23 protein-coding genes are annotated in these 23,498 nt (G+C 63.6%); 11 read left to right on the forward strand and 12 right to left on the reverse strand.

All coding sequences use genetic code 11. The features are described from left to right. The first annotated feature begins 239 nt into the window (after positions 1 to 239). Entirely contained in the window at positions 240 to 1,484 is a 1,245-nt protein-coding gene (locus NKI35_RS06660; RefSeq protein WP_352739170.1) for a DegT/DnrJ/EryC1/StrS family aminotransferase, read from the forward strand. A gap of 21 nt (positions 1,485 to 1,505) precedes the next feature. Here the strand turns inward: NKI35_RS06660 and mocR are convergent, their stop codons facing one another. The 4 genes from mocR to NKI35_RS06680 form a co-directional block, all read right to left on the reverse strand. Next, the gene (mocR, locus tag NKI35_RS06665) at positions 1,506 to 2,972 is read right to left on the reverse strand and encodes a rhizopine catabolism transcriptional regulator MocR (protein WP_352739172.1); all 1,467 of its coding nucleotides are present in this window, start codon (positions 2,970 to 2,972) and stop codon (positions 1,506 to 1,508) included. 1 nt (position 2,973) lies between these two features. Further along, entirely contained in the window at positions 2,974 to 3,180 is a 207-nt protein-coding gene (locus NKI35_RS06670) for a LacI family DNA-binding transcriptional regulator (protein WP_023682225.1), read from the reverse strand. Between the two features lie 215 nt (positions 3,181 to 3,395). Further along, positions 3,396 to 4,307 (reverse strand): myo-inosose-2 dehydratase, encoded by a 912-nt coding sequence (gene iolE, locus NKI35_RS06675; protein WP_352739174.1) that lies wholly within the window; start codon positions 4,305 to 4,307, stop codon positions 3,396 to 3,398. A gap of 216 nt (positions 4,308 to 4,523) precedes the next feature. Next, positions 4,524 to 4,811, reverse strand: coding sequence for a DUF3175 domain-containing protein (locus tag NKI35_RS06680; protein ID WP_023673065.1), 288 nt, complete (start codon positions 4,809 to 4,811; stop codon positions 4,524 to 4,526). A gap of 230 nt (positions 4,812 to 5,041) precedes the next feature. On the opposite strand from NKI35_RS06680, the gene NKI35_RS06685 reads away from it, so the two are divergent. The 7 genes from NKI35_RS06685 (at position 5,042) to NKI35_RS06715 (ending at position 13,021) form a co-directional block, all read left to right on the forward strand. Then, positions 5,042 to 6,214: an MFS transporter gene (locus NKI35_RS06685; protein ID WP_352739196.1), complete on the forward strand. Its 1,173-nt coding sequence runs from the start codon at positions 5,042 to 5,044 to the stop codon at positions 6,212 to 6,214. A gap of 155 nt (positions 6,215 to 6,369) precedes the next feature. After that, positions 6,370 to 7,398 (forward strand): HTH-type transcriptional regulator GntR, encoded by a 1,029-nt coding sequence (gntR, locus tag NKI35_RS06690; protein ID WP_023682222.1) that lies wholly within the window; start codon positions 6,370 to 6,372, stop codon positions 7,396 to 7,398. 325 nt (positions 7,399 to 7,723) lie between these two features. After that, entirely contained in the window at positions 7,724 to 8,848 is a 1,125-nt protein-coding gene (locus NKI35_RS06695) for a sugar ABC transporter substrate-binding protein (RefSeq protein ID WP_023682221.1), read from the forward strand. Between the two features lie 93 nt (positions 8,849 to 8,941). Beyond that, the gene (locus tag NKI35_RS06700) at positions 8,942 to 10,504 is read left to right on the forward strand and encodes a sugar ABC transporter ATP-binding protein (protein WP_352739176.1); all 1,563 of its coding nucleotides are present in this window, start codon (positions 8,942 to 8,944) and stop codon (positions 10,502 to 10,504) included. Beyond that, positions 10,501 to 11,481 (forward strand): ABC transporter permease, encoded by a 981-nt coding sequence (locus NKI35_RS06705; protein ID WP_023690800.1) that lies wholly within the window; start codon positions 10,501 to 10,503, stop codon positions 11,479 to 11,481. The genes NKI35_RS06700 and NKI35_RS06705 overlap by 4 nt, the downstream gene beginning before the upstream one ends. Then, positions 11,478 to 12,464 (forward strand): ABC transporter permease, encoded by a 987-nt coding sequence (locus NKI35_RS06710; protein WP_023696194.1) that lies wholly within the window; start codon positions 11,478 to 11,480, stop codon positions 12,462 to 12,464. Before NKI35_RS06705 ends, NKI35_RS06710 begins: the two co-directional genes overlap by 4 nt. A 2-nt stretch (positions 12,465 to 12,466) precedes the next feature. Further along, the gene (locus NKI35_RS06715; RefSeq protein ID WP_023733120.1) at positions 12,467 to 13,021 is read left to right on the forward strand and encodes a gluconokinase; all 555 of its coding nucleotides are present in this window, start codon (positions 12,467 to 12,469) and stop codon (positions 13,019 to 13,021) included. Here NKI35_RS06715 and NKI35_RS06720 read toward each other — a convergent pair. Beyond that, on the reverse strand, positions 13,016 to 14,164 hold the full coding sequence (locus NKI35_RS06720) for a lysophospholipid acyltransferase family protein (RefSeq protein ID WP_023744560.1): 1,149 nt from the start codon (positions 14,162 to 14,164) through the stop codon (positions 13,016 to 13,018). The genes NKI35_RS06715 and NKI35_RS06720 overlap by 6 nt on opposite strands. 113 nt (positions 14,165 to 14,277) lie before the next feature. Between NKI35_RS06720 and NKI35_RS06725 the strand changes: the two genes are divergently transcribed. After that, positions 14,278 to 15,819 carry an acyl--CoA ligase gene (locus tag NKI35_RS06725; RefSeq protein WP_502897124.1) on the forward strand — a complete coding sequence of 514 codons (1,542 nt, stop codon included), beginning with the start codon at positions 14,278 to 14,280 and terminating at the stop codon, positions 15,817 to 15,819. Positions 15,820 to 15,884: 65 nt separating this feature from the next. Here NKI35_RS06725 and NKI35_RS06730 read toward each other — a convergent pair whose 3' ends face one another. Together NKI35_RS06730 and NKI35_RS06735 are read right to left on the reverse strand one after the other, a co-directional pair. Then, positions 15,885 to 16,334: an RrF2 family transcriptional regulator gene (locus NKI35_RS06730; RefSeq protein ID WP_023673075.1), complete on the reverse strand. Its 450-nt coding sequence runs from the start codon at positions 16,332 to 16,334 to the stop codon at positions 15,885 to 15,887. Positions 16,335 to 16,594: 260 nt separating this feature from the next. Next, positions 16,595 to 17,581: a sulfate ABC transporter substrate-binding protein gene (locus tag NKI35_RS06735; RefSeq protein ID WP_023744562.1), complete on the reverse strand. Its 987-nt coding sequence runs from the start codon at positions 17,579 to 17,581 to the stop codon at positions 16,595 to 16,597. Positions 17,582 to 17,821: 240 nt separating this feature from the next. Here NKI35_RS06735 and NKI35_RS06740 point away from each other — a divergent pair, with 240 nt between their 5' ends. Together NKI35_RS06740 and NKI35_RS06745 are read left to right on the forward strand one after the other, a co-directional pair. Beyond that, complete coding sequence (locus tag NKI35_RS06740; RefSeq protein WP_352538903.1) at positions 17,822 to 18,094, forward strand: antitoxin; 273 nt, start codon at positions 17,822 to 17,824, stop codon at positions 18,092 to 18,094. Beyond that, complete coding sequence (locus NKI35_RS06745; protein ID WP_352653012.1) at positions 18,094 to 18,492, forward strand: type II toxin-antitoxin system VapC family toxin; 399 nt, start codon at positions 18,094 to 18,096, stop codon at positions 18,490 to 18,492. Before NKI35_RS06740 ends, NKI35_RS06745 begins: the two co-directional genes overlap by 1 nt. 7 nt (positions 18,493 to 18,499) lie before the next feature. Here NKI35_RS06745 and NKI35_RS06750 read toward each other — a convergent pair whose 3' ends face one another. The 5 genes from NKI35_RS06750 to NKI35_RS06770 all read right to left on the reverse strand — a co-directional run bounded on the left by NKI35_RS06750 (position 18,500) and on the right by NKI35_RS06770 (position 23,302). Beyond that, a complete protein-coding gene (locus NKI35_RS06750) occupies positions 18,500 to 19,540 on the reverse strand; it encodes a sulfate/molybdate ABC transporter ATP-binding protein (RefSeq protein ID WP_023739911.1) in 1,041 nt (346 codons plus the stop codon). 73 nt (positions 19,541 to 19,613) lie between these two features. Beyond that, positions 19,614 to 20,498 (reverse strand): sulfate ABC transporter permease subunit CysW, encoded by an 885-nt coding sequence (gene cysW, locus NKI35_RS06755; RefSeq protein ID WP_023690809.1) that lies wholly within the window; start codon positions 20,496 to 20,498, stop codon positions 19,614 to 19,616. Next, positions 20,491 to 21,342 carry a sulfate ABC transporter permease subunit CysT gene (cysT, locus tag NKI35_RS06760; RefSeq protein ID WP_023687973.1) on the reverse strand — a complete coding sequence of 284 codons (852 nt, stop codon included), beginning with the start codon at positions 21,340 to 21,342 and terminating at the stop codon, positions 20,491 to 20,493. The genes cysW and cysT overlap by 8 nt, the downstream gene beginning before the upstream one ends. 18 nt (positions 21,343 to 21,360) lie before the next feature. After that, positions 21,361 to 22,389, reverse strand: a complete 1,029-nt coding sequence (locus NKI35_RS06765; protein WP_023673082.1) for a sulfate ABC transporter substrate-binding protein — start codon at positions 22,387 to 22,389, stop codon at positions 21,361 to 21,363. Positions 22,390 to 22,618: 229 nt separating this feature from the next. Further along, positions 22,619 to 23,302 carry a M15 family metallopeptidase gene (locus NKI35_RS06770; RefSeq protein WP_352739181.1) on the reverse strand — a complete coding sequence of 228 codons (684 nt, stop codon included), beginning with the start codon at positions 23,300 to 23,302 and terminating at the stop codon, positions 22,619 to 22,621. Positions 23,303 to 23,498 lie beyond the last annotated feature (196 nt).

Genomic DNA, 23,498 nt, shown 5'->3' on the forward strand with positions numbered 1-23,498 from the left:
ACGCGATGGAACGCCCTATGCCGGCTTTCCGACAGGGCCACTTCAACGAATTCGGATGGGTACGATTTTCCGCGGGCCTGCATTCTGGAATGTCGATTTCATTCGATATGCCCACACTCTGCGCTAAACGCCGCTCCGACGTGAGCAGGATGGCTTGGTCCGATCGCAGCGGAGTGGTTCTTTCAAACAGCGGCCGCAGGCGTACTGCTTTCATACCATCAGCGATGTGGAGACTTGCCATGTACACTGCCGGCGAAGAAGAGATCGAAGCCATTGCCAGGGTGATCCGCTCGGGTGCGCTGTTTCGCTATGGCGAGAACAGCGAGTGCAACCGCTTCGAGGCGCGCTATGCAAGGCATCTCGGCGTCGAGCATTTCGCGCTTGCCGCCAGCGGCACCTATGGGCTCGCCGCCGGCCTGATCGGCCTCGGCATCGGCCCGGGCGATGAGGTGCTGGTGCCGGCGCACACCTATATGGCGACCGCCACAGCAGTGCTGTCGGTCGGCGCCATTCCGGTCATTGTCGATATCGACGAGAGCCTGACCATCGACCCGGCCGCTCTGCGCGACGCCATCGGCCCGCGCACCAAGGCGGTCATCCCGGTACATATGTGGGGTGCGGCCTGCAACATGAACGCCATCATGGACATCGCTAAAAAACGCGGTCTGCTCGTGCTGGAAGATGTCTGCCAGGGCATTGGCGGCGGCTATGAGGGCAGGAAGCTCGGCTCCATCGGCCATGCCGGCGCCTACTCCTTCAACTACTTCAAGAACATCACGTCGGGCGAGGGCGGCGGCATCGCCACCAGCGACCCGAAAGTGGCCGAGCGCGCGCGCTGCGCCATCGACCCCTGCCACTTCTACTGGCAGGGCCGCAGCGACAGCATCAAGCCGTTCGCCGGCATCGGCGCGCGCGCCTCGGAATTGATGGGCGCGATGCTCAATGTCCAGCTCGACCGTCTGGACGGCATCATCGAGGCGATGCGGGCGGAGAAGAAGAAGGTGCTGGCCGGCACGCGCCATCTCGGCAATCTCGGCCTGACGCCGTCGCCGATGAACAGCCCCGACGACGATTGCGCGGCGCAGGTGATGTATCTCCTGCCCAGCGAACAGGCGGCGCAGACTTTTTCGAAGACCATTCCGAGCGTCATTGCCGGCCAGACCGGCCGCCACAATTTCACCCAGTGGGACCAGGTGCTGATGCATGAGGGCGCGCATCATCCGGCGCTCAATCCGTACACGCTGCCGGAAAACAAGGGCCTGCGGCTGACCTATGCCGACGACCTCGGCAAGGGTTCTCTCGACATCCTCAACCGCACGGTGATGATCGCGATGAATCCGGCGCATGGCGACGCCGACATCGACGACATGATCCATAACATCGATGCGGCGGCCCGCCTGGCGCTGGAGAATGCCTCGCTGGACGATGTCGAGGTGCGCAAGGCAGCGCCCGTCGATCTGCAGAAATTCGATAGTGTGAATTGAAGCGCTCAGCGCTGGATCGGCCTATTGCCGGTCCAGCCGCATGAAGGCAGCGCGCAACGCCAGCACCGCGCGCAGGATCTGGCGTTCGTCCATCGCGGCATAGCCGAGCAGCAGGCCGTGTTCCGGCTCGCTCGAATGGTAGTTGATCGAGATGCCCTGCACGTCGAGGCCCTCCTTGACGGCGGCGGCGACGACGTCACTGTCCTTGTAGGGTCGGACAAAACTGGCCAGCAGTTGCATGCCGGAATCGTTCTCGGTCACTGTCAGCCATTCGGCCAGATGCTCCTGGCACAGCTTGACGAAATTGGCTTGCCGGCGCGCATAAAGGCGGCGCATGCGTTTCAGATGTGTGGCGAAATAGCCTTGCGTGATGAAGTCGTTGACCGTCGCCTGCAGGATCAGCGGCGCGAACTGGCCGGTGATCGAGACGGCACGGTCGAAGGGCACGGACAGTTCGCGGGGTACGATGAGATAGCCGATGCGAAGCGCCGGGATCAGCGTCTTGCCGAAGGAACCAATATAGACGACGCGGTCGGCATGATCGAGGCCGCGCAGCGCCGGCACCGGCCGGCCGCGATAACGATATTCGCCGTCATAATCGTCCTCGACGATCCAGGCGCCGTGGCGTTCCGCGATGTCAAGCAGCTGCAGTCGTTCCTCGATGCGCATGATGGTGCCGAACGGCCACTGGCAGGATGGCGTCACATAGATCAGGCGCGGCGGCGGCAGCTCTGGGTCTGCGAGATGCCATCCAAGGCGATCGACCTTCAAGGGCGCAAGCTGCGCGCCGCTGGCGAGAAAGGCGCTCTTGGCGCCGAGATAGCCGGGCTCCTCCATCCAGACATGATCGCCTTCGTCCATCAGCACGCGCGAAGCGAGGTCGAGTGCCGCCTGCGCGCCGGTGACGATGATGACCTGGTCGGCGGTGCAATTGATGCCGCGCGACAGGCTGATGGTCGAGGCGATGGCCCGGCGCAGGCCGGGATGGCCGGCGAAGGAGATATAGCCGAGCAAATTCTCATCGCGGCTGCGCGCATTGCGCACCAAAAGGCTCGACCAGATGGTGAAGGGAAAAGATGCCGATTCCGGCACGCCCGGATGGAAGTTGATGACGCCGGCATTGCGTGGCGGCTGCGGGCCGTTGACGATGGTCTGACCGCGCCGCGAGAGTTTTTGCGGAGCGGCGAGGCCGGCACGCAGCGCGGCCGGCGGGCGTTTCTGCTGGATCGGCGCCACCCAGGTGCCGGACCCGGCGCGCGCCTCTATAAACCCTTCGGCGAGCAGCTGGTCGTAGGCGGCGATCACCGTGTTGCGGCCGACCTTGAGATCCTCGGCCAGCGAGCGTGTCGAAGGAAGCAGCGTGTTCTGCTGGATCTGGCCGTCGAGGATGAAGCGCCGCAGGGCGCCGTAGATCTGCCGGTGCATCGGTTCGTCCGAGCCGCGGTCGACCGACATGATGTCGAGGGAAAGGCGCATATGGTCGGCCAAGCTAGTCTCCGACCAACCTGGCGGCGCGGGCGATCTTCTCTTCGTTAAGCAGGCAGACAGTCTCCAGCACCAGCCGTCTGGTTTCGGGATGAACCTCGCGGCTGTTCTTCAGCGCGCGGTGAACGGTTGCCGCGCCGAGTTCCGCCTTCTCGGCGATCTCACGGATGGTGCAAAGCCGTTCCATGCCGAGTGCCGCCTCGAATGCCATGTCGCTCCTCCATCTGCATCAAGGCATGCCTCGTCGCCAGCCTCAAGCTGGAAACGCCGGGCCGGCAACTCGGGGGGCAAAAATTTCGATGCCAAGAACTGTGCGATCCGCGCCGCCAAGGGAGGGCGGCGGCGCGGATCGCCGGGCGCTTTCGCGTCGCTACCCCTACCGAGGCGCGCGCCCAACCGGCCCAACCACCAGCCCCCCGGCGGTGGTTAGGCCATGTCTCGTATTGCTACGTCGAACCCGGCCGCGCAGGCCGTTTTGAGCAGCGAAGCGTAACCTTTCGTGGCATAGGTCAAGGGGTGTGCCTTGGCCGGATCCTGCTCGGCCTCAACGACGATCCAGCCTTCGAAGCCGCGCTCGGCCAGCGGCTTCAGCAGCGACAGGAAATCGACGAAGCCATCGCCGGGCACGGTGAAGATTCCTTCCATCACTGCCGCCATGAAACTCATGTCCTCGCGCCGTGCCTTCTCCAGCACGGCCGCGCGGACGTCCTTGCAATGGAAATGCACGATGCGGTCGAGATGCCGGTTCAGGAGGGAGGCCGGGTCGCCGCCTGAGAACAGACAATGGCCGGTATCGAACAGCAGGCCGACGCTGTTGCCGGTTGCGGCCATCAGCCTGTCGACCTCGTCATCGCTCTCGACGATGGTGCCCATATGGTGATGGAAAGCCATGCCGACGCCGAAGGCAGCCATGCGGTCGGCGAGTTCGGTCAGCTTGTCGCCATAGGCAGTCCATTCGCCGTCAGCGAGGCGCGGACGCTGTGAGATCGGCGCGAAAATGCCGTCATGACGGCCGCGCGAGGTGTCGGCATAGACGACGACCTTGGCGCCGAGGTCGCGCAGCAGGGTCAGATGCGAGGTGATGGCGGCGAATTCCTCGTCGACCGTGCGGTCCAGAATGCGGCCGTCATACCAGCCGGAGACGAGCTCCAGTCCGTAAGAAGACAGGATCGGTCCAAGCTCGTCGCTTCGCCTGGGGAATTTGCCGCCGAGTTCGGTGCCGCGATAGCCGGCCTGCCTGGTTTCCGACAGACATGTCGCGAGCGGCGTATCGCCGCCGAGTGCGGGAACATCGTCATTGCTCCAGGTGATGGGATTGATGCCGATCTTGACCGTCATGCCGCTACTTCAAAGGCTCGGGGAACCACAAAGCCGAGGCCGGCAAACTGAGGGGAAAGAGGACCTGTCACTAGGTCCAGTTGAGGCAAATTTGGCAGAACCAATCGGGAGCGCTAAAAGCGCTTCCCGTTTGAACGGACTAAGTCGACGCGCTTTATGTCTTCGTTTTATGCATGTCGTTGTCTCAAAACCGGCGCCACTTTTGAGCGACATGCATTAATCCTGCTGCGGCCTTCCGAAGGCCGCGCGCAGTTCGTCCTTGGCGTCCTCGAGCACTTTCCGACGCGCCTGCGGCAAGTTCTTGCCGGCGCGGTTGATGTAGAAATTCAGCATCGACATGGCCGACTGAAACGGCTCGGCCTTGCGGCGGTCGCTGTGCTCGGCCGAGCGCTTGAGCGAGGCCGCGATCTTCCTGGCGTCGTCGGCTTCGAAGATGTGGTCCTCAAGGTCCATCGCATCGCTATGCTCGGTCACCTCGGCCGACCATTTTTTCTTCGCAGTCATGACAAACTCCTTCCTGTCGCAAAACTCGGGCAGGCCGCCGCAGGTTCCCGAGAAAGTCGCCGGGCCGCTGGAGCCACGGATCATGGGTCTGTGGCGCTGCCCGTCGCGGTGAATGCGCCGATAGTGGCGACACAACGGTCGACTTCCCAGGACCGTAGACAGGAAACGCCTTGACCCCGATCGTCGCCAATCAGGCGGATAGCCCCGGCATCGACAGCAGCTACGCCTGGATGCGGCTTGCCATCTCCATGCTGCTGGCGACGATCGGTGCGGTCGGCATGTGGGCCGTCGTCGTCGTGCTGCCGGCCGTGCAGGCCGAGTTCGGCGTTGACCGCGCCGCGGCATCGATGCCCTACACCGCAACCATGGTCGGCTTCGCCGCCGGCAATGTGCTGGTTGGCCGCGCGGTCGATCGCATGGGGTATTGGATCCCGGCACTGCTATCCTCGGTGGCTCTCGCCGCCGGCCTGCTGCTCGCCGCGCTGTCGACCTCTATCCTGCAATTCACCCTTGCCCAGGGCGTGCTGATTGGTGTCGGCACATCGGTGATCTTCGGGCCGCTGATCGCCGACATCTCGCACTGGTTCAACCGTCGGCGCGGCGTCGCCGTCACGGCGGCGGCTGCTGGCAACTATCTCGCCGGAGCGCTCTGGCCAACCATCATGCCGACGCTGATCAAGGCGGAGGGCTGGCGCTTCACCTATGCCGGCATCGGTGTCTTCTGCCTGGTCACCATGGTGCCACTGGTGCTGTTGTTGCGGCGCGCTGCTCCGGCGGCGGCTGCCGCCGGTTCACCCGGAAGCCGGACAGTGCAGTCGATTTCGCTGTCTCCGGCGGCGTTACAGGTGCTGCTGATCGTTGCCGGTCTCGGCTGCTGCGTGGCGATGTCGATGCCGCAGGTGCACATCGTCGCCTATTGCATGGATCTTGGCTACGGCATTGCGCATGGCGCCGACATGCTGTCGATCATGATGGCGGCGGGCGTCGTCAGCCGGCTCGCCTCCGGCTTTGTCGCCGACCGCATCGGCGGCGTGAAAACCCTGCTTATCGGTTCCGTGCTGCAATGCCTGTCGCTTTTGTTTTACATCCCGTTCGACGGGCTTGCCTCGCTCTATGTCGTGTCGCTCGTGTTCGGCCTGTCGCAAGGCGGCATCGTGCCTTGCTATGCCATCATCGTGCGCGAATACCTGCCCGCCAGGGAGGCCGGCCAGCGTATCGGCATCGTCATGATGGCGACCATCTTCGGCATGGCGATCGGTGGCTGGATGTCGGGCTGGATCTACGACCTGACCGGCTCCTACGCCGCCGCGTTCCTCAACGGGATCGCGTGGAACTTGCTGAACATAGCGGCGATCGGGCTGCTGCTGTGGAAAGCAAAACGCAGTGCTGCCCTGATGGCTTAGGAAGGCAGGATTGCCCTGTTGCTTGACAAGGGCGATTGGCTGCGCGACGCCAGCAGGCGAGTGGGTGCGGCAGCAGCCGGCATGGTGGCAGTGGAAAAGCTGAACATGGTTTCGCAAGGGCGCAGCGGCCGGGGCCCGGCACGTGGAGGATGTCCATGACCAAGCCGCGCTCGCGTCGTGGGGGCGGCCGCCCGACCCTATCAGATGTGGCGCGCAAGGCCGGCGTCGGCGCCATCACCGTGTCGCGGGCGCTGCGCGAACCGGAACGCGTCAGCCAGGATCTGCGGCGCCAGATCCAGGCCGCCGTCGACGAACTCGGTTATGTCCCGGATCCCAATGCACGGGCGCTGGCCTCGGCGCGCGCCGACGTGTTCGGCGTGCTGGTGCCGTCGCTGACCAACAACGTCTTCGCAGAAGTGGTGCGCGGCATCTATGACAGCCTGTCGGACGGCCCGTTCCGCGTCCAGCTCGGCAACACCCATTATTCCGGCCTCGAGGAGGAGCGCCTGCTGCAGGTGTTCGCACCGCAGCGCCCGGCGGCGCTGATCGTGGCCGGCATCGACCAGACGCCGACCTCGCGAAAGCTGCTGGAGAGCGCAGGCTGCCCGGTGGTGCAGGTGATGGAGACCGGGCCCGATCCGGTCGACATGCTGGTCGGCTTCTCGCATTTCGACGGCGGCCGCACCGCGACCGAGCATCTGATCGAGGCGGGCTACCGGCGGATCGGCTTCATCGGCGCACGCATGGACCCGCGCTCGCAGCGGCGGCTTGCCGGCTATCGCGCGGCAATGGAGAAGGCCGGCCTGTTCGACCCGCGGCTGGTCACCACCACGCCGCTACTGTCCAGCGTGACGCTCGGCCGCGAGCTGCTTCGCGATGCGCTGGCCAAGATGCCGGCGCTCGACGGCGTCTTCTGCAACAATGACGACATCGCGCTCGGCGTTCTGTTTGAATGCCATAGCGCCGCGCTCAACGTGCCGAAAACAATCGGCATTGTCGGCTTCAACGACCTCGAAATGATGCAGGCGGCGTTCCCGCCGCTCACCAGTATCCGCACCCCTCGCTATGAAATCGGCCGTCGGTCTGTTGCCATGGCACTGGCGGCGATCGCAGGACGAAGGCCTGAGCAGCGGGTCGTCGATCTCGGTTTCGAACTCAAGCCCCGCGAGAGCACCGCACGCTGAACACGCTTTGGCGGCCTCAGCAAATGGTGCTTTACACAACGTCATGGTAGCGCTACCATTTTCGTCGGGCAGACGTTTTGATGAGAGGCCGTGCCTGTTTATTATACATAAGCAACAGCTCATGCTTGTTTATTATGTATAATATGCTAGTTTCGTTTCTCGCCTGTGAAGCGGCGAGGGGGAGGGGATCGGGCCGGCTTCGGGCCCTTGAGACGTGGCGCCGGCCAGGCTGGAGGGCCTTCGGCAGGCGTGGAAACCACACCACGACAAACAGCATCAAATAAACAAGCAGCAGCAAACAAAACTACAACTGGGAGGAATATCGATGATCAAGTCACTTGTTGGTGGCATCGTTGCCGCCACTGCATTCGTCATGCTGAGTTCGTCGGCCATGGCCGACCCAGAAGTCGTCAAGGGACCGTCGGCTGAGCCGGATTGCTTTGCGCCCTGGGCGGCCGATACGCAGTTCTTCAAGTTCCCCAAGAAAGACGGCCCATACCGCATCGCGCTCGCCAATGGCTATATCGCCAACACTTGGCGCATCCAGATGGTGCAGACCGCCAAGGCCTATGCGGCCCAGCCGGAGGTCGCCGCGAAACTGAAGGAATTCAAGGTCGTCTCGACCGGCGAGGACGTGCCGGCTCAGATTTCGGCGATCAACAACTTCATCGATTCCGGCTATGACGCGATCGTCGTCAACGCCCAGAACCCGACCGCTTTCGGGCCGGTCATCAAGCGCGCCAAGGAAGCTGGCGTCATCCTCGTCGCCTTCGACAATATTCTCGATACCAAGGACGCCATCAACGTCAATGTCGACCAGAAGGGCCTTGGCGAATTGTGGGGCAAATGGCTGGTCGGCCATGTGCCGAATGGCGGCAAGGTGCTCGAAGTGCGCGGCGTTGCCGGGACTTCCGTCGACACCGACCGTCACAACGGCATCCATGAAGCGCTCGATGCCTCCGGCAAGAAATGGGACGTCACCGAGGTGGTCGGCAAATGGGACGACGGCGTGGCGCAGAAAGCCACGGCCGACGCCATTGCCACCAACGGTCCGTTCGACGGCATCACCGGGCAAGGCGGCGACACCGGCATCGTGCAGGCGATGATCGATGCCAAGCATGCTTTCGTGCCGTTCGGCGGCGAGACCGAGAACGGTTTCCGCAAGTTCTGCGCGGCACATGCCGGCGACGGGCTGAAATGCTCATCGGCCGGCACCGGTCCGGCGCAGGTCGCGGTCGCCATCAAGACGGCGATTGCCGCGCTCGAAGGCAACGTCGTTCCGCAAGCAGTGAAACTGCCACTGGCGATCGTCGAGGATCCGAACTTCAAGGCCGGTCAGGATTTCTTCCCCGACCAGTCCGACAATTTCTTCGTCGGCAATTCCTTCCCGACCTGCGGCATCAATTTCACCGCGCAGGAAATTATGGGTCAGACCAAAGCTGACCAATAGGGCTGACCAATAGGCGGCATATCCGGCGCCGCGGGATCTCCGCGGCGCCGGCCACTCGATATCCCTTGAAGTCAAACTGCCTCGGGAGGGCCGATGGACGGTGCGGTTCCGCTCTTCCGGATGGAAGGCATATCCAAGCGCTATGGTGGCGTGCGGGCGCTGGAAAAGGCCGAGCTTTCGGTCTCGTCCGGTAGCATCCACGCCATTCTCGGCGAAAACGGCGCCGGCAAATCGACGCTGATCAAGGTCATGGCGGGCGTCGTCGCGCCCGACGAAGGCCGCATGATGCTGAACGGCAGCGAGGTGACGTTCGCTTCGCCTGCTGCTGCAAACAAGTCCGGCATCGTCTGCATCTTCCAGGAGCTGTCGCTGGTTCCCGAACTCAGCGTTGCCGACAACATCGTCATCTCCGATCCGCCGAAGCGCTTCGGCATGATCGACCGCACGGCGCAGCGCCGCATTGCCGAGGATGCGCTGGCACGCGCAGGTGCGGCCGACATCCATCCATTGGCGCTGGTCAAGGATCTTCCGCTTTCAAGAAGACAGATGGTCGAGATCGCCAAGGCATTGGCCAGGAAGCCGCGCATCCTGATCCTCGACGAGGCGACCTCGGCCCTGACCGCGACGGACGTCGCCAGGATATTCAGCGTGCTCAAGCGATTGCGCTCGGAAGGGCTGGCGCTGCTTTACATTTCGCACCGCATGAACGAGATCGCTGAGCTTGCCGACCACTGCACGGTGTTTCGCAACGGCCGCAATGTCGCCAGCTACAAGGCAGGCACAAAGAGCGACAACGAAGTCGTCGAACTGATGATCGGGCGCGAATACAGCCATATTTTCCCGCCGAAACCCGCGCGCGCCGCAGCCGCCGCCGTTCCTGTGCTGGAGGCGCGCAAGCTGTCCTGGACGGACCGGCTGGACAATGTCTCGCTGACGGTCGGGGCAGGCGAGGTCGTCGGCCTTGGCGGCCTGGACGGCCAGGGCCAGCGCGAATTGCTGCTTGCCTTTTTCGGTGTGCTGCGCGGCCTCGGCGGCCAGATCCTTATCGACGGCAAGCCTGTTTCGATCGCCAGCCCCCAAGCGGCGCGCGACGACCGCATCGGCATGGCGCTGATCCCGGAGGACCGCAAGACCGAAGGCCTGATGCTGCCGATGACGGTGCGCGAGAACCTCTCCTTTGCCGCCCTAGACCGGCTGTCCAAGGCCGGCATCATCGACCGCGCCGCCGAACAGCGGCTGATCGACGACATGGTCGGGCTGCTGGCGATCAAGACGGGCGGCCTCGACATTCCGGTCGGTGCGCTGTCGGGGGGCAACCAGCAGAAGGTGGTCATCGCCAAATGGCTGATGCGCCAGCCGCGTATCATCCTGCTCAACGATCCGACGCGCGGCATCGACGTCGGCACCAAGCAGGAACTCTATCAACTGATGCGCAAGCTGGCGGATGCGGGGGCGGCGATCCTGTTCTATTCGACCGACTATGACGAACTGATCGGCTGCTGCGACCGCGTGCTGGTGCTCTATGACGGCGCGGTCAAGCGCGAGCTGGTCGGGGCCGAGATCACCGAGCGGGCGCTCATTGCAAGCGCGCTCAACATCCACGGCGATGACGGCGCGAGAGACGATGCCGGCGCAAGACAGGGAGCGGACGCGTGAAAGAGTGGCGCTACTGGCTGGCCGAGCAGCGCGGAACACTGATGGCACTCGGCATATTCATTGTCATGTTCGTCATCTACACCTCGAACCATCCGGCGGGCTTCACCGCCAATGTCGTGCAGACGGCGTCCAACAAGGGCGTGCTGCTCGCCTTCGTCGCCATGGCGCAGACACTGGTCGTGATCACCGCCGGCATCGACCTCTCCGTCGGCATGATCTTCACGCTGACCAATTGCCTCGCCTCCTGGCTGGTCATCGGCACCGGCCTCGAGACCGCTTTCGGCGTCATCGCCGTGCTCGGCACCGGGCTCCTTTGCGGAGCGATCAACGGCGCCATCGTCATCTACGGCCGCCTGCAGCCGATCGTCGCCACGATCGCCACGGGTGCGGTCTATTTCGGCATCGCGCTGCTGCTGAGGCCGTTTCCCGGCGGTTCGGTCAACGAAGGTCTCGCCGACGCGCTGACCGGACGCCTGTTGGGCGTGGTGCCGGCGAGCCTGGTCGTGCTGCTCGCCGTCGTGCTCGTGGTCTGGGTACCGTTCAGCCGCTCGGTGCTCGGGCGCGCGGCCTATGCGGCCGGATCCTCGGAGACGGCGGCCTACATGTCCGGTGTGCCGATAAGGCGCGGCAAGTTCGCTGCCTACGCGCTCGCAGGCCTGTTGGCCGCGATCGGCGGACTGTTCCTGACCTTCTTCACCTATACCGGCGATGCAGCCTATGCCAGCGGCAACGCCTATACGCTGTTTTCGATCGCCGCGGTGGTGCTGGGCGGCGTCTCGCTGTTCGGCGGGAAAGGCAGCGCCATCGGCGCCATCTTCGGCGCGCTGGCCTTCCGCACCATCGGCGACCTGTTGTTCGTGTTCGATTTCGACCCGCTATGGCAGCCGCTGTTCCAGGGCGTGATCCTGCTGGTCGCGGTCAGCCTTGGCGCGTTTGCGCTGTTTCGGGTCCGCAACCGGCTGGAGTGGTTCCTGTGAGCGAAACGACATTGGGCGGTATCGCCGGCCGCGTGCCGAAATTCATCCGCCGCGCCGATCCGGCGGTGCTGACGGCCTTCGCCTGCATCGTGCTGTTGCTGTTCCTAGGCAGCCTCTATTCCAGGAGCTTTCTGTCGCCTGAATATCTCTTGCAGCAGCTCAAGGTGGCCTCGTTCCTCGGCGTCATCGCCACAGGCATGATGCTGGTCATCCTGCTAGGCCAAATCGACCTGTCGGTGCCGTGGGCGGTGGCGGCGGGCGCGATGATGGCGTGTGCGGCTGCCGCCTATGGCCCGATCGGTGTGGCGCTGGCCATCCCGTTCGGCATCTTTTGCGGGGTGCTGATCGGCATCGTCAACGGCTTTGGCGTCGCCTATCTGCGCATACCCTCGATGATCATCACGCTCGCCACCAACGCTGTCGCGCAAGGGCTCATGGTCGTTTATACCGGCGGCTACTCGCCACAGGATTCGGCCACCGGCGCCATGCGCTATCTTGCGACAGGTTTTACCATTCCTGGCGTGCCTAACGCCGTCATCATCTGGGCGCTGATTGGCGCTGCGATGGTGTTCGTGCTGTCCCGCACCAGCTTCGGCCGCACCGTCTACGGCATCGGCAACCGCGAGCGTGCCGCCTATCTCTCCGGCATCGATACAAGGCGCGTGGTGATGATCGCCTTCGCTATCTCAGGCGGGCTGTCCGCCTTTGGCGGGGTGCTTCTCGCCGGCTATGCCTCCAAGGCGGCGCAATCGATGGGCGATGCCTATCTCCTGCCGTCGATCGCCGCCGTGGTTCTGGGCGGCACCTCCATCCTGGGTGGCCGCGGCTCCTATCTCGGCACCGTCGCCGGTGTCATTCTGATCACCCTCCTGCAGTCCATACTCTCGGTCATGCAGATGCCGGAGGCGGGGCGGCAGATCGTCTATGGCCTGGTCATCGTCGCCATGCTCCTGCTCTACGGCCGCGCGCCGGCAAGCCGCTGACCGTGGACGAAGAGACGGCACAGGCGCCAATGGGCGCTACCGGCTCAGTGCCTCGGGCCATTGTGGTGATGGGCGTCGCCGGCTGCGGAAAGTCGGCTGTCGGCAAAGCATTGGCAGCAGAGGAAGGGGCCGTCTTTGTCGAGGGCGACAGGCTGCACCCGCCCGAAAACGTCGCCCGCATGGCGAGCGGTGAGCCGCTCACAGATCAACTGCGTGAGGGCTGGCTCGATGCCATCGGCGAGCGGATCGCCGACCTGACCGGCAGCGGCCAAAGCGTGGTTGCCGCCTGCTCGGCGCTGAAGCGCAGCTACCGCGATCGTCTGCGCGGCTTCCGCCGGGATATCGTTTTCATCTATCTGGAGATCGATCCCGCTACCGCCAAGCAGCGTGTCGCCAGCCGCAAGGGGCATTTCATGCCGGCAAGCCTGGTCGAAAGCCAGTTCGCCATCCTTGAACCGCCTGGCGCCGACGAGCGGGCGCTGACGGCCGACGCCACACTTCCAGTGGCTGAGATCGTCACCGCCGTTGCCAGCCTGCTGGCCGGCGCAAAATCATGAACCACCCTCGTCGGGCAAGGCGGTTTCCGGCCGTTCGGTGAACCGGTCATGGCCTGACCAGACCATCATTTGCTCGGGATAGAGTTTCAACGCCTCCAGCAAGCGGTCGCGCTTGAGCAATATGTACTCGGCCTGAAGCGCCGTGTTCTTGGCGCCGCCGGCTCTGGTCGCGGGCTCGCCGGCCTCTGCCGGGGCCGGCACCAGTTCGGGACTTAGGACGGCGCGGTATTGGCGGAACGGATCGGTCTCGAAGGTCGACATGGAAAACAGCGCCGCCTTGCCTCTGGCAGCGAAATTCGTCGGCGCCGAGGCGAGGTGGGTCCAGCCGCTCTCGCCAAGGCCGACTTCGGTGAATGTCGAGCCGGCATGCACCGTGTTGGTCACCAACACCACGCCGTTGCTGCCAAGGATCTTCTGGATCCGGCCGGTGACCTGGTAGGCGTCGCTGCGGTCGAACACGATCCGGCTTTTCAGGAAACGGTTCTCGACCCGAACCATCGGCGGGTTCAGGAAGCGCAAGCCGAAGGTCGAATCGGATATGCCGTGAGCCCTGACACTGAGCTGGTGTGTCTCGATTCCGGCTTCATGGAGAGCGCGTTTGCCGATTATGGTCTGGGCCGTGAACTGATCGCACCAGATGATAGCGCCGTGGCCGCGCTTCAGCGCCGCTTCCAGACCTTCCAGGCCTTCCAGCCGGATATCAGGCGACCACCGGCGGCCGATGAGATGCGCGGCAAGCAGCAGACGCCGACGGTGGTTGGCGCAGAGCAAGGCCCTGAACTGCCTTTGCGCATCGATGCCATTGCCCAGCACGGCGCGCGTCGCGGCGGCGTAGCGCACGAAATCCTTGCGGATGTGGCGCTTGAGGCGCAGTCCCGATACGCGGCTGCAGATCGCGGCCCACCAATTGACCGGCAGCAATGCCGCGACCCCGAGATAGAAGGCGGCCAGCAGCAGCTCGCGGAAATCCCTGTTGTTGAAGGTGCGCAACTTGCCGGCGCGGACCAGCTTGCGGCTGAAGAAGCGAACATTCTCGGCGCGTTGGGGCACCAGGATGTCGGCGATGATTTCCGTATGATAAATGACGGCGGACGATGGTGTCCGGTCGGCTTTCCGGGATTTTCCCAGCCACGGCAGCCTCATCCGATCGGTGTCCACCTGTTCTTGCGTGCGTCCGGAAATCGCTTTACTGCGTCTGCCACGGGCGCGCAATCGGCGCCGGCAAGGCCATGGTGAACGCCATTCAGGGTTCGAACTTGAAACAGGCCCTATCGGTAGCACTTCCTCAACTGGAGCCCTGGCAGCCGGCTGCTGTGGCGCTGATGGCGCCGGACCGGCCATCCCTGAGCTTTGCCGGCCTCGCCAATCTTGTCGACAAGCTCTGCGGCGATCTCGCCAGGCGTGGCGTTGCCCGCGGCACGGCCGTCGGCATCGTCTTGCCCAACGGCCCGGAAATGGCGGCCTGTTTCCTGGCGGTCTCGGCGTTGGCGACGGCTGCGCCGCTCAATCCGGCTTACGGCGAAGACGAATTCCGCTTCTATCTCGGCGATCTCGATGTGAAGCTGCTGCTGTGCGGACAAGGCATGGGCGATGCCGCGCGCAACACCGCAAAGGGGCTCGGCATTGCGGTGCTCGACGTCGTCGTGACTGACGGCGCCAAGGCCGGCGAGTTTCTCCTCTTGGGCGACGCCGAACTTGCGGCTGCCGGCGAGGCACGCCGCGACAAGGTGCAGCTCAACGGGCCCGACGATTTCGCGCTTGTCCTGCACACATCGGGAACCACGGCGCGGCCGAAGATCGTCGGCTTGCGGCAGCGCAATCTGCAGGCATCGATGGCCAACATCGCCAGCACCCTGGCGCTGTCGGCAAACGATATGTGTCTCAACGTGATGCCGCTGTTCCACATTCACGGGCTGATGGCGGCGCTCAGCGCACAGCTGGCAGTCGGCGGCGCTGTTGTCTGCACGCCGGGCTTCAACCCGCTCAAATTCTACGGCTGGCTGGGCGATTTCCGGCCGAGCTGGTACAGCGCGGTGCCGACCATGCATCAGGCGATCCTGGCGCGCGCCGCCCGCAATGGCGAAACCATCGCGGCTGCGCGGCTGCGCTTCATCCGCTCGTCTTCGGCAGCGCTTCCCGACACCGTGTTCCGCGACCTCGAGCGCGTCTTCGGCTGTCCGGTGGTCGAGGCCTATGGCATGACCGAGGCGGCGCACCAGATGACATCCAACGGCCTGCCGCCGGCACGCCGCAAGCCAGGCTCGGTCGGCCTGCCTGCGGGTCCGCAGGTGACGATCCTGGACGACAAGGGGACGATCCTGCCGGCGGGTGAAAAGGGCGAGATCGCGGTGCGCGGCGCCAACATCCATGATGGCTATCTCGACAATCCGGTGGCCAATGAAGCTGCCTTCAGCGATGGCTGGTTCCGCACCGGCGACCAGGGTCTCATCGACGAGGATGGCGATCTGAAGATCACCGGGCGGCTGAAGGAGATCATCAACCGCGGCGGCGAAAAGATCTCGCCGCTCGAGGTCGACGATGTGCTGCTCGATCATCCGCTGGTGGCGCAGGCGGTGACCTTCGCCGTGCCGCATGCCATGCTCGGCGAGGAGGTGGGTGCGGCTATCGTGCTGGCCGAGGGCGCCATCGCCGACGCCGATGAGATACGCGATTTCGCGCGCAGCCGCATTGTCGAGTTCAAGGTGCCGCGCCACATCTTGTTTCTTCAGGAGATACCCAAGGGTCCCACAGGCAAGATCCAGCGCGTCGGCCTGGCCGGCAAGCTCGGCCTGGTCTGAGGACTCTCATTTGAGCATGATCTTGTCCGAAAACCGGTTCCCACTTTTCGGGACCATGCTCTAATTTAGATCTGCGATGTCAGCTCGACCGGAAAATCATCATTGTCGGCGTCGCGCATGGCGGCGAGGCTGCGATTGTCCAGCACTTCGGCGATCGCCTGGCGCACTTCCAGCATCATGTGCCGGACCTGGCAGGTCGCCTCGTCGCAATCCTCGCAGCGCTGGTATTGCGTGCGGCTGGCGCAGGGTATGGGAGCGAGCGGGCCGTCCAGCACGCGCACGACGTGGCCGATCTTGATTTCGGAAGCCGGCCGGGCGAGGCGATAACCGCCTTCCTTGCCCTTGCGACTGAGGACGAAACCGGCATTGCGCAGCTCGCCCAGAATGGCATCCAGAAATTTCTTCGGGATGTTGTTGGCGATCGCGATGTCGTTGACGAATGCAAGCTGGCCGACCGGCAGGCCGGAAAGATGCACGAGGGCCTTGAGGCCGTATTTGCCTTTTTTGGTAAGCATGCCCGCTTCAGTTCATGAAAACCCCAACCACCCGCATCTGGCGGTTGTTTGTGTGCAAATCATGACGTTTCGCCTGAACAACCCGGTTTCGCGTAGAACAAGCCGCCCGGTTGAGATGTTAGGCACAAAGGCGTTGATTCTTTGTAACGTTTTCGCCGATCGCGACAGATTCCGCCTGAAAGCCGTTTGTCGGCGCGCGAAATCAAAAAAGCCGGCAAAGCGCCGGCTTTCTTGTGAGGTGAGGTCGAACGCTGCTGATATCAGCGGCTGCCATAGGTCTGGTCGAGCAGACCGCCGGCGGCGAAGTGCTCCTTCTGTACCTTGTCCCAGCCGCCAAAGACGTCTTCCACCGTCAGCAGGCGGACATCGGGGAAGTCGGCCTTGTATTTTGCCGCGACTTCAGCGTTGCGGGCGCGCAGGCCATTTTCAGCCGCGATGGTCTGGCCCTCGGGCGTGTAGAGGAAGTCGAGATAGGTCTTGGCGAGGTCACGGCTGCCGTGCTCGTCGGCGACCTTGTCGACGATCGCCACCGGGAATTCGGCGAGCAGGCTGACCGTTGGCGTGACCTGTTCGAACTTGTCGTTGCCATACTCCTTGCGGATGCCGCGCGTTTCCGACTCGAAGGTGATCAGCACGTCGCCGATCTCGCGCTGCACGAAGGTGGTGGTGGCGGCGCGCCCGCCGGTGTCGAAGATCGGCACGTTGTTGAACAGCTTGGTGACGAACTCCTTCACCTTGGCGTCGTCGCCCTTGAAGGCTTCCTTGGCGTAGGCGGTTGCGGCCAGATAGGTGTAGCGCGCATTGCCCGACGTCTTGGGGTTGGGGAAGATCACCTGCACGTCGTCGCGCACGAGGTCGTTCCAGTCCTTGATGTGCTTGGGGTTGCCCGCGCGGACGAGAAAGGATGGGAGCGAATAGAAGGGCGAGGCGTTGTCGGGGAAATCCTTCTGCCAGTCGGCGGAGACGAGGCCTTTCTTGACCAGAAAGTCGATGTCGGTGACCTGGTTGAAGGTGACGACATCTGCGCCGAGGCCTTCGGCAATGGCGCGCGCTTGCGCTGAGGTGCCGGCGTGCGACTGGTCGACGGTGAAGCCCGGATGGCCGGCGACGAAAGCCTTGTTCACCTGGGCGAACAATTCGCGGCCGACATCATAGGAAGCGTTGAGCAATTTGTCGGCCGACCAGGCCTGCGAACAGGCGAGGATCAGGCCGGCGACAGTGGCGACGCTGAGGAAAAATCGCTTCATGAAAACAGGCTCCGATGTGCAATGCGTTGCCAGAACATAGCTGGGCCGGAGGGTGTACTGCGAGGCACACGGGGCAGACGTATGGCGTTGCAGCGAAAAAGAAATCGCTGAAGCAGGTTATCGGCGAAATTTCATTCCAGCCGAAATGCCGATGCGTTGGGGTTTTCTGTGGTTTGCAATTCGAGGCCGAGTGGCATATACAAATGGCATATACAAGTGGAACAGACAGGGGAGGCTGCCATGCCGCAGCACCGTCACTCAATACCACCGCCCAGGGAGGCGAAGTTGTTTCGCAACAACCGCAGTCAGGCGGTTCGCATTCCTGTCGAATTCGAGCTGCCTGGCGAGAAGGTCCTGATCAGCCGCGATGGCGACCGGCTGATCATCGAGCCGGTCCGCAAACCCGGCCTCGTCGCGCTCCTTGCCCAATGGGCGAAAGAGCCGCCGCTTGGCCCCGAAGACGATTTTCCGGATATCCGTGATGCGCCCGTCGGGCCCGAGGATATCTTTTGATGCGGTTCATGCTGGACACCAACATTCTCAGCGACATGATCCGAAACCCTGCCGGCAAGGCTGCCAGTACGGCGGTTCGCGCGGGAGACGGTGCCCTGTGCACCAGCATCGTTGTCGCCTCGGAGCTGCGTTATGGCTGCGCCCGGAAGAGATCGGCCAAGCTGCTCGCCAAGGTGGAGGAATTGCTCGCCGAGATTCCTGTGTTGCCGCTCGATGTGCCGATGGATAACGAATACGGAGCACTTCGTGCCGAGCTGGAGGCCAGAGGCCAGCCAATCGGCCACAATGATCTTTTCATTGCTGCCCATGCCTGTGTGTTGGGGACGACACTGGTGACGGCCAACACCGCTGAGTTCCGTCGGATCAAGGGCCTGACGGTCGAGAACTGGCTGGAGTAGCGCCGGATCAGGTCGCCGGGAAAAGCTTCCAGCGCCGCGGCCTGAACGCCACCCGGCTCTTCTGCGCCGCAGGATGGTCCACAGGCAGTTCGATCTCGACCCGCTGGCGCTCGCCGCCGATTTCCAGTTCGACGCGTCTGGTGCCGGCGACGCGGCGGCTGGCGGCGACCGTGCCGGCGATGCAGCCGCTGCAGCCGTCGAGCAGTTCGATATCGTGCGGGCGGAAGTACAGCGTCGCATCGCCCTCGGGTGCATGCGGCGCCGACACGCCGATCGGACGGTCGGCGAGCCAGATCTCGCCATTCTCAACCTTGACCGGCAGCATGCTCGATTCACCGATGAAGGAGTAGACGAAGGGCGAGTTTGGCGTGTCGTAGATCTCGTCCGCGGAGCCGACCTGCTCGATGCGGCCCTGGCTCATCACCACGACGCGGTCGGCAAGCTCGAGCGCCTCTTCCTGGTCGTGGGTGACGAAGACGGTGGTGTGGCCGGTGCGGTCATGGATCTCGCGCAGCCAGCGGCGGAGTTCCCGGCGCACCTGCGCGTCGAGGGCGCCGAACGGCTCGTCGAGCAACAGCACCTTGGGCTCGATGGCCATGGCGCGCGCCAGCGCCACGCGCTGGCGCTGGCCACCGGAAAGTTGCGCCGGATAGCGCTTTTCCAGGCCGGAAAGCTGAACGAGATCGAGCAGTTCGGAGGCGCGTCGGCGGATTTCGGCCGCCGGTGGTCGCGACGGTCCATGCCGCACCTTGAGGCCGAAGCCGATATTGTCGGCGACCGTCATGTGCCGGAAGAGCGCATAGTGCTGGAAGACGAAGCCGACATTGCGCTCCTGGATCGAGCGGTGCGAGGCGTCCTCGTCGCCGAAGAAGATTTTTCCGCGCGTCGGCCGCTCCAGGCCGGCGATAAGCCTCAGCAGCGTCGTCTTGCCGGAGCCGGATGGCCCAAGCAGCGCGATCAGCTCACCCGACTTGATGTCAAGCGATACGTCATGGAGGGCCGGAAACCGGTCAAACTCCTTGCGTACGTTGGCAACGCGAACTTCCATGTAGATCCCTCAGTAATTTGGTGCATGTCGTTGTCCCAAGACCGGTTCCCAGTCTTGGGCGACATGCATTTAGTCAGTGCCCGCGCGTCGCGGCGATCTCGGCGCCGTAGCGCATCTCGAGAAGTGTTTTCAAGACCAGCGTGACCAGCGCCAGGCCGGCAAGCAGCGAAGCGACGGCAAAAGCGCCGACGGCGTTGTACTCGTTGTAGAGGATTTCGACATGCAACGGCATGGTGTTGGTCAGCCCGCGTATGTGGCCCGACACGACCGAGACCGCGCCGAATTCGCCCATCGAGCGGGCGTTGCACAGAAGCACGCCGTAGAGCAATCCCCATTTGACGTTGGGCAGCGTCACGTACCAGAAGGTCTGCCAGCCATTGGCGCCCAGAGAGAGCGCGGCTTCCTCGTCGCCGTTGCCCTGTTCCTGCATCAGCGGGATCAGTTCGCGGGCAACGAAGGGGAAGGTGACGAAGATGGTCGCGAGCACGATGCCGGGCACGGCGAACAAGATCTGGATGCCGTGCGCCTTCAGCCATTCACCGAACAGTCCCTGAGCGCCAAACAAAAGCACATAGACCAGGCCGGAAATGACCGGCGAGACCGAGAAGGGCAGGTCGATCAGCGTGGTTAGAAAAGCCTTGCCCTTGAACTCGAACTTGGCGATCGCCCAGGCAGCCGAAATGCCGAAGACGACGTTGAGCGGCACGGCGATCACCGCCACCAGCAGCGTCAGCCGGATCGCCGAGCGCGTATCGGGATTGGAGAGCGATTCCGTGTAGGCGCCAATGCCTTTCGCCAGCGCCTCGTGGAAGACGATGATCAGCGGCAGCAGCAGGAAGATGGCGAGGAAGGCGAAGGCCACCGCCATCAGCAGCAGCCGCACCGGCCGGCTTTCGGTCACCGCCGCCGACCGGCTCTCGTGATGCGGTTCGTAGGATTTGATCTCGGGGTCAGCCATAGCGCTTGCGACTCCATGACTGCGCCAGGTTGATGACCAGCAGCATCACGAACGACAGCAAAAGCATGATCGCCGCGATCGCGGTGGCCGCCGGATAATTGTACTCCTCGAGCCGGATGACGATCAGAAGCGGTGCGATCTCCGACTTGTAGGGAAGGTTGCCGGCGATGAAGATGACCGAGCCGTATTCGCCGACGCCGCGCGCGAAGGCGAGTGAGAAGCCGGTGATGATGGCCGGCGCCAGGCCGGGAAACAGGATGCGGGTGATGATCTGGAAGCGGTTGGCGCCGAGCGTCGCGGCGGCTTCCTCCACTTCCTTGTCGATCTCCTCCATGATCGGCTGCACCGTGCGCACGACAAACGGCAGGCCGATGAAGACAAGCGCCACGACAATGCCGAGCGGCGTGTAGGCGACCTTGATGCCGAGCGGCGCCAGGAGATGGCCGATCCAGCCATTGGGCGCATAAAGAGTGGTCAGCGCAATGCCCGCGACCGCGGTCGGCAGCGCGAAGGGCAGGTCGACCATGGCGTCGACGACGCGGCGGCCGGGGAAGCGGTAGCGCACCAGCACCCAGGCGACGAGCGTGCCGAAGACGACGTTGACGGCGGCTGCGATGAAGGCTGTGCCGAAGCTGATTTCGAGTGCGTTGATGGTCCGGCGGTCGGTGGCGATCGCCCAGAAATCGGTCCAGCCGAGGGCTGCCGAGCGCCAGATCAGGCCCGACAGGGGGATGAGGATGATGAGCGTGAGGTAGGCAAGCGAGAAGCCGAGCGTCAATCCGAAACCCGGAATGACACTCGGCTGTCTGAATCGCCACCCCGCCTTGGCGGGTGCTATGGTCATGTCGTCCTGATCTAAATCCTACTGGGCCGGCTTGTAGATCTGGTCGAATATACCACCATCGCCGAAATGATAAGGCTGTGCCTTCTTCCAGCCGCCAAAAAGCGGATCGTCGATGGAGATCAGCTTGATTTCGGGCGTCTTCGGAATGTCAGCCGCATCCACCAGCTCGGGCTTGGCCGGACGATAGTGGTTCTTGGCGATGATCGTCTGGGCTTCCTTGGAATAGAGCCAGCCGAGATAGGCTTCGGCGACCTTACGGGTGCCCTTGGCATCGACATTGGCGTCGACGATCGCCACCGGCGGCTCGGCCAGGATCGAGGTCGGGGGATAGACGATCTCGAAATTGTCGGCTCCGAATTCATTGAGCGCCAGATAGGCGTCGTTTTCCCAGCCGATCAGCACGTCGCCGATGCCCTTTTGCGCGAAGGTGACCGTCGAGCCGCGCGCACCGGTGTCGAGCACCGGAGCATTGGCGTAGAGCTTGCCGACGAATTCCTTGTTCTTGGCTTCGTCGCCGCCATCATTGGCGTTGGCATAGGCCCAGGCGGCAAGGTAGTTCCAGCGCGCACCGCCGGAGGTCTTGGGGTTCGGCGTGATCACCTGGACGCCGTCCTTGACCAGATCGCTCCAGTCGTGGATGCCCTTCGGGTTGCCCTTGCGGACCAGGAAGATGATGGTCGAGGTGTACGGCGCCGAATTGTTCTCGAACTTCTTGCGCCAGTCCGGGTTGATCTTCTTCGACTTGGTGACGATGGCGTTGATGTCGCCTTCGAGCGCCAGCGTCACCACATCGGCATCGAGGCCGTCGATCACGGCGCGGGCCTGGGCGCCGGAGCCGCCATGCGATTGCTGGATGGTGACCGTCTCGCCGGTCTCGGCCTTCCAGTGTGCGACGAAGGCTTCGTCATAGGCCTTGTAGAGTTCGCGTGTCGGGTCGTAGGACACGTTCAGAATGGTCGTATCGGCAAACGCGAAACCGAGCGTGCCGAACTGGATCGATGTGGCGACCAGTGCGCCGAGCAGTTTCTTGAAATGAGGTTTGGTCATTCCCGCCTCCGTTGATGACGGCTGAACTCTATCGAATTGATAGAAATTAGATGCATTCAACGTTGCCTTTTTTGTCCATTCGAAGGAAATTTTCGCCGATATTGGGTTTCGGAAGGAAATATTTTCCTCATATTGGTCTAACCCAAATCCGGCCGGTTGACGCTATCTAGGAGCTGACACCGCAGAAGCAAGGCCGAGCGAGGGAAGGCTCGGTGTAGCACCGGGCGGTTCAGCCCGCAGTGATAGGAAAATCGAAGCGCAGCTTTGGAAACGGCTCATCCCGAAGCGTGTAGTGCCACCACTCTCGCGCATAATTCTTGAAGCCGCCGGCGCGCATGGCGTCGAGCAGCCTTTTGCGGTTTGCCGCCGCTTCTGCCGCCAATGGGCGATGTGCGGTTTCGCTTGCCGGGTCGAAACAGTCGAAGCTGGTGCCGAAATCGAGCGTGCCGGCGCCGGCCGCGCCGCAAGCGGCGGATGACTTGTTCTTGCCGCCGCTGCGGGCGATGGCGACATCGACGGTCGAGCCGCGCGAATGGGTGGACAATTCGCCGATATAGCCCTTGGCGATGAGGTCGCCGCGCTGCACCTGAGGGTACCATTGCGGATCGGGCGGGCCGCCCTCTCTGGTCCATTTGCCCATGTCGGCAACGGCGCGGGCCGGGCGGTAGCAGTCGAATACGACCAGCGTCAGGCCGTCGGCGGCGAGCGCTTTCTGCACGCCGGACAGCGTTTGCGCAGCTTGCTTCGTGAGGATGCAGACTGGGGCGTCGTAGCCATCGGCCTTGCGATGCAGGAAATTTTCCAGGCCGGCATAGCGGATGTCCTGGCGGATCGAGGGATCGACGTCGGCCAGGCGGACAAAGCCGGCGGGCAGGGGATCGGCGGAGGCGGGGGAGCAAGTCGAAACGAACATGGATACGGCTAAGGCCAATCCTCGATGCAAGCGCTTCGGCACACCCCCCTCGGGGGGGGGGGGGCGCGGGGCGGGCGGCGCCCGGGGGGGGGGGGGGGCCCGCGGGGGGGGGGGGGGGGGGGGGGGGGTGGGGGGGGGCCCCCCCCCCCCCCCCCCCCCCCCGCCGCCAAGCTTTGAGACCGCTGCGCCGCGTGGA

Source organism: Mesorhizobium sp. M0676 (assembly GCF_040320535.1).
Taxonomy (GTDB): Bacteria; Pseudomonadota; Alphaproteobacteria; order Rhizobiales; family Rhizobiaceae; genus Mesorhizobium.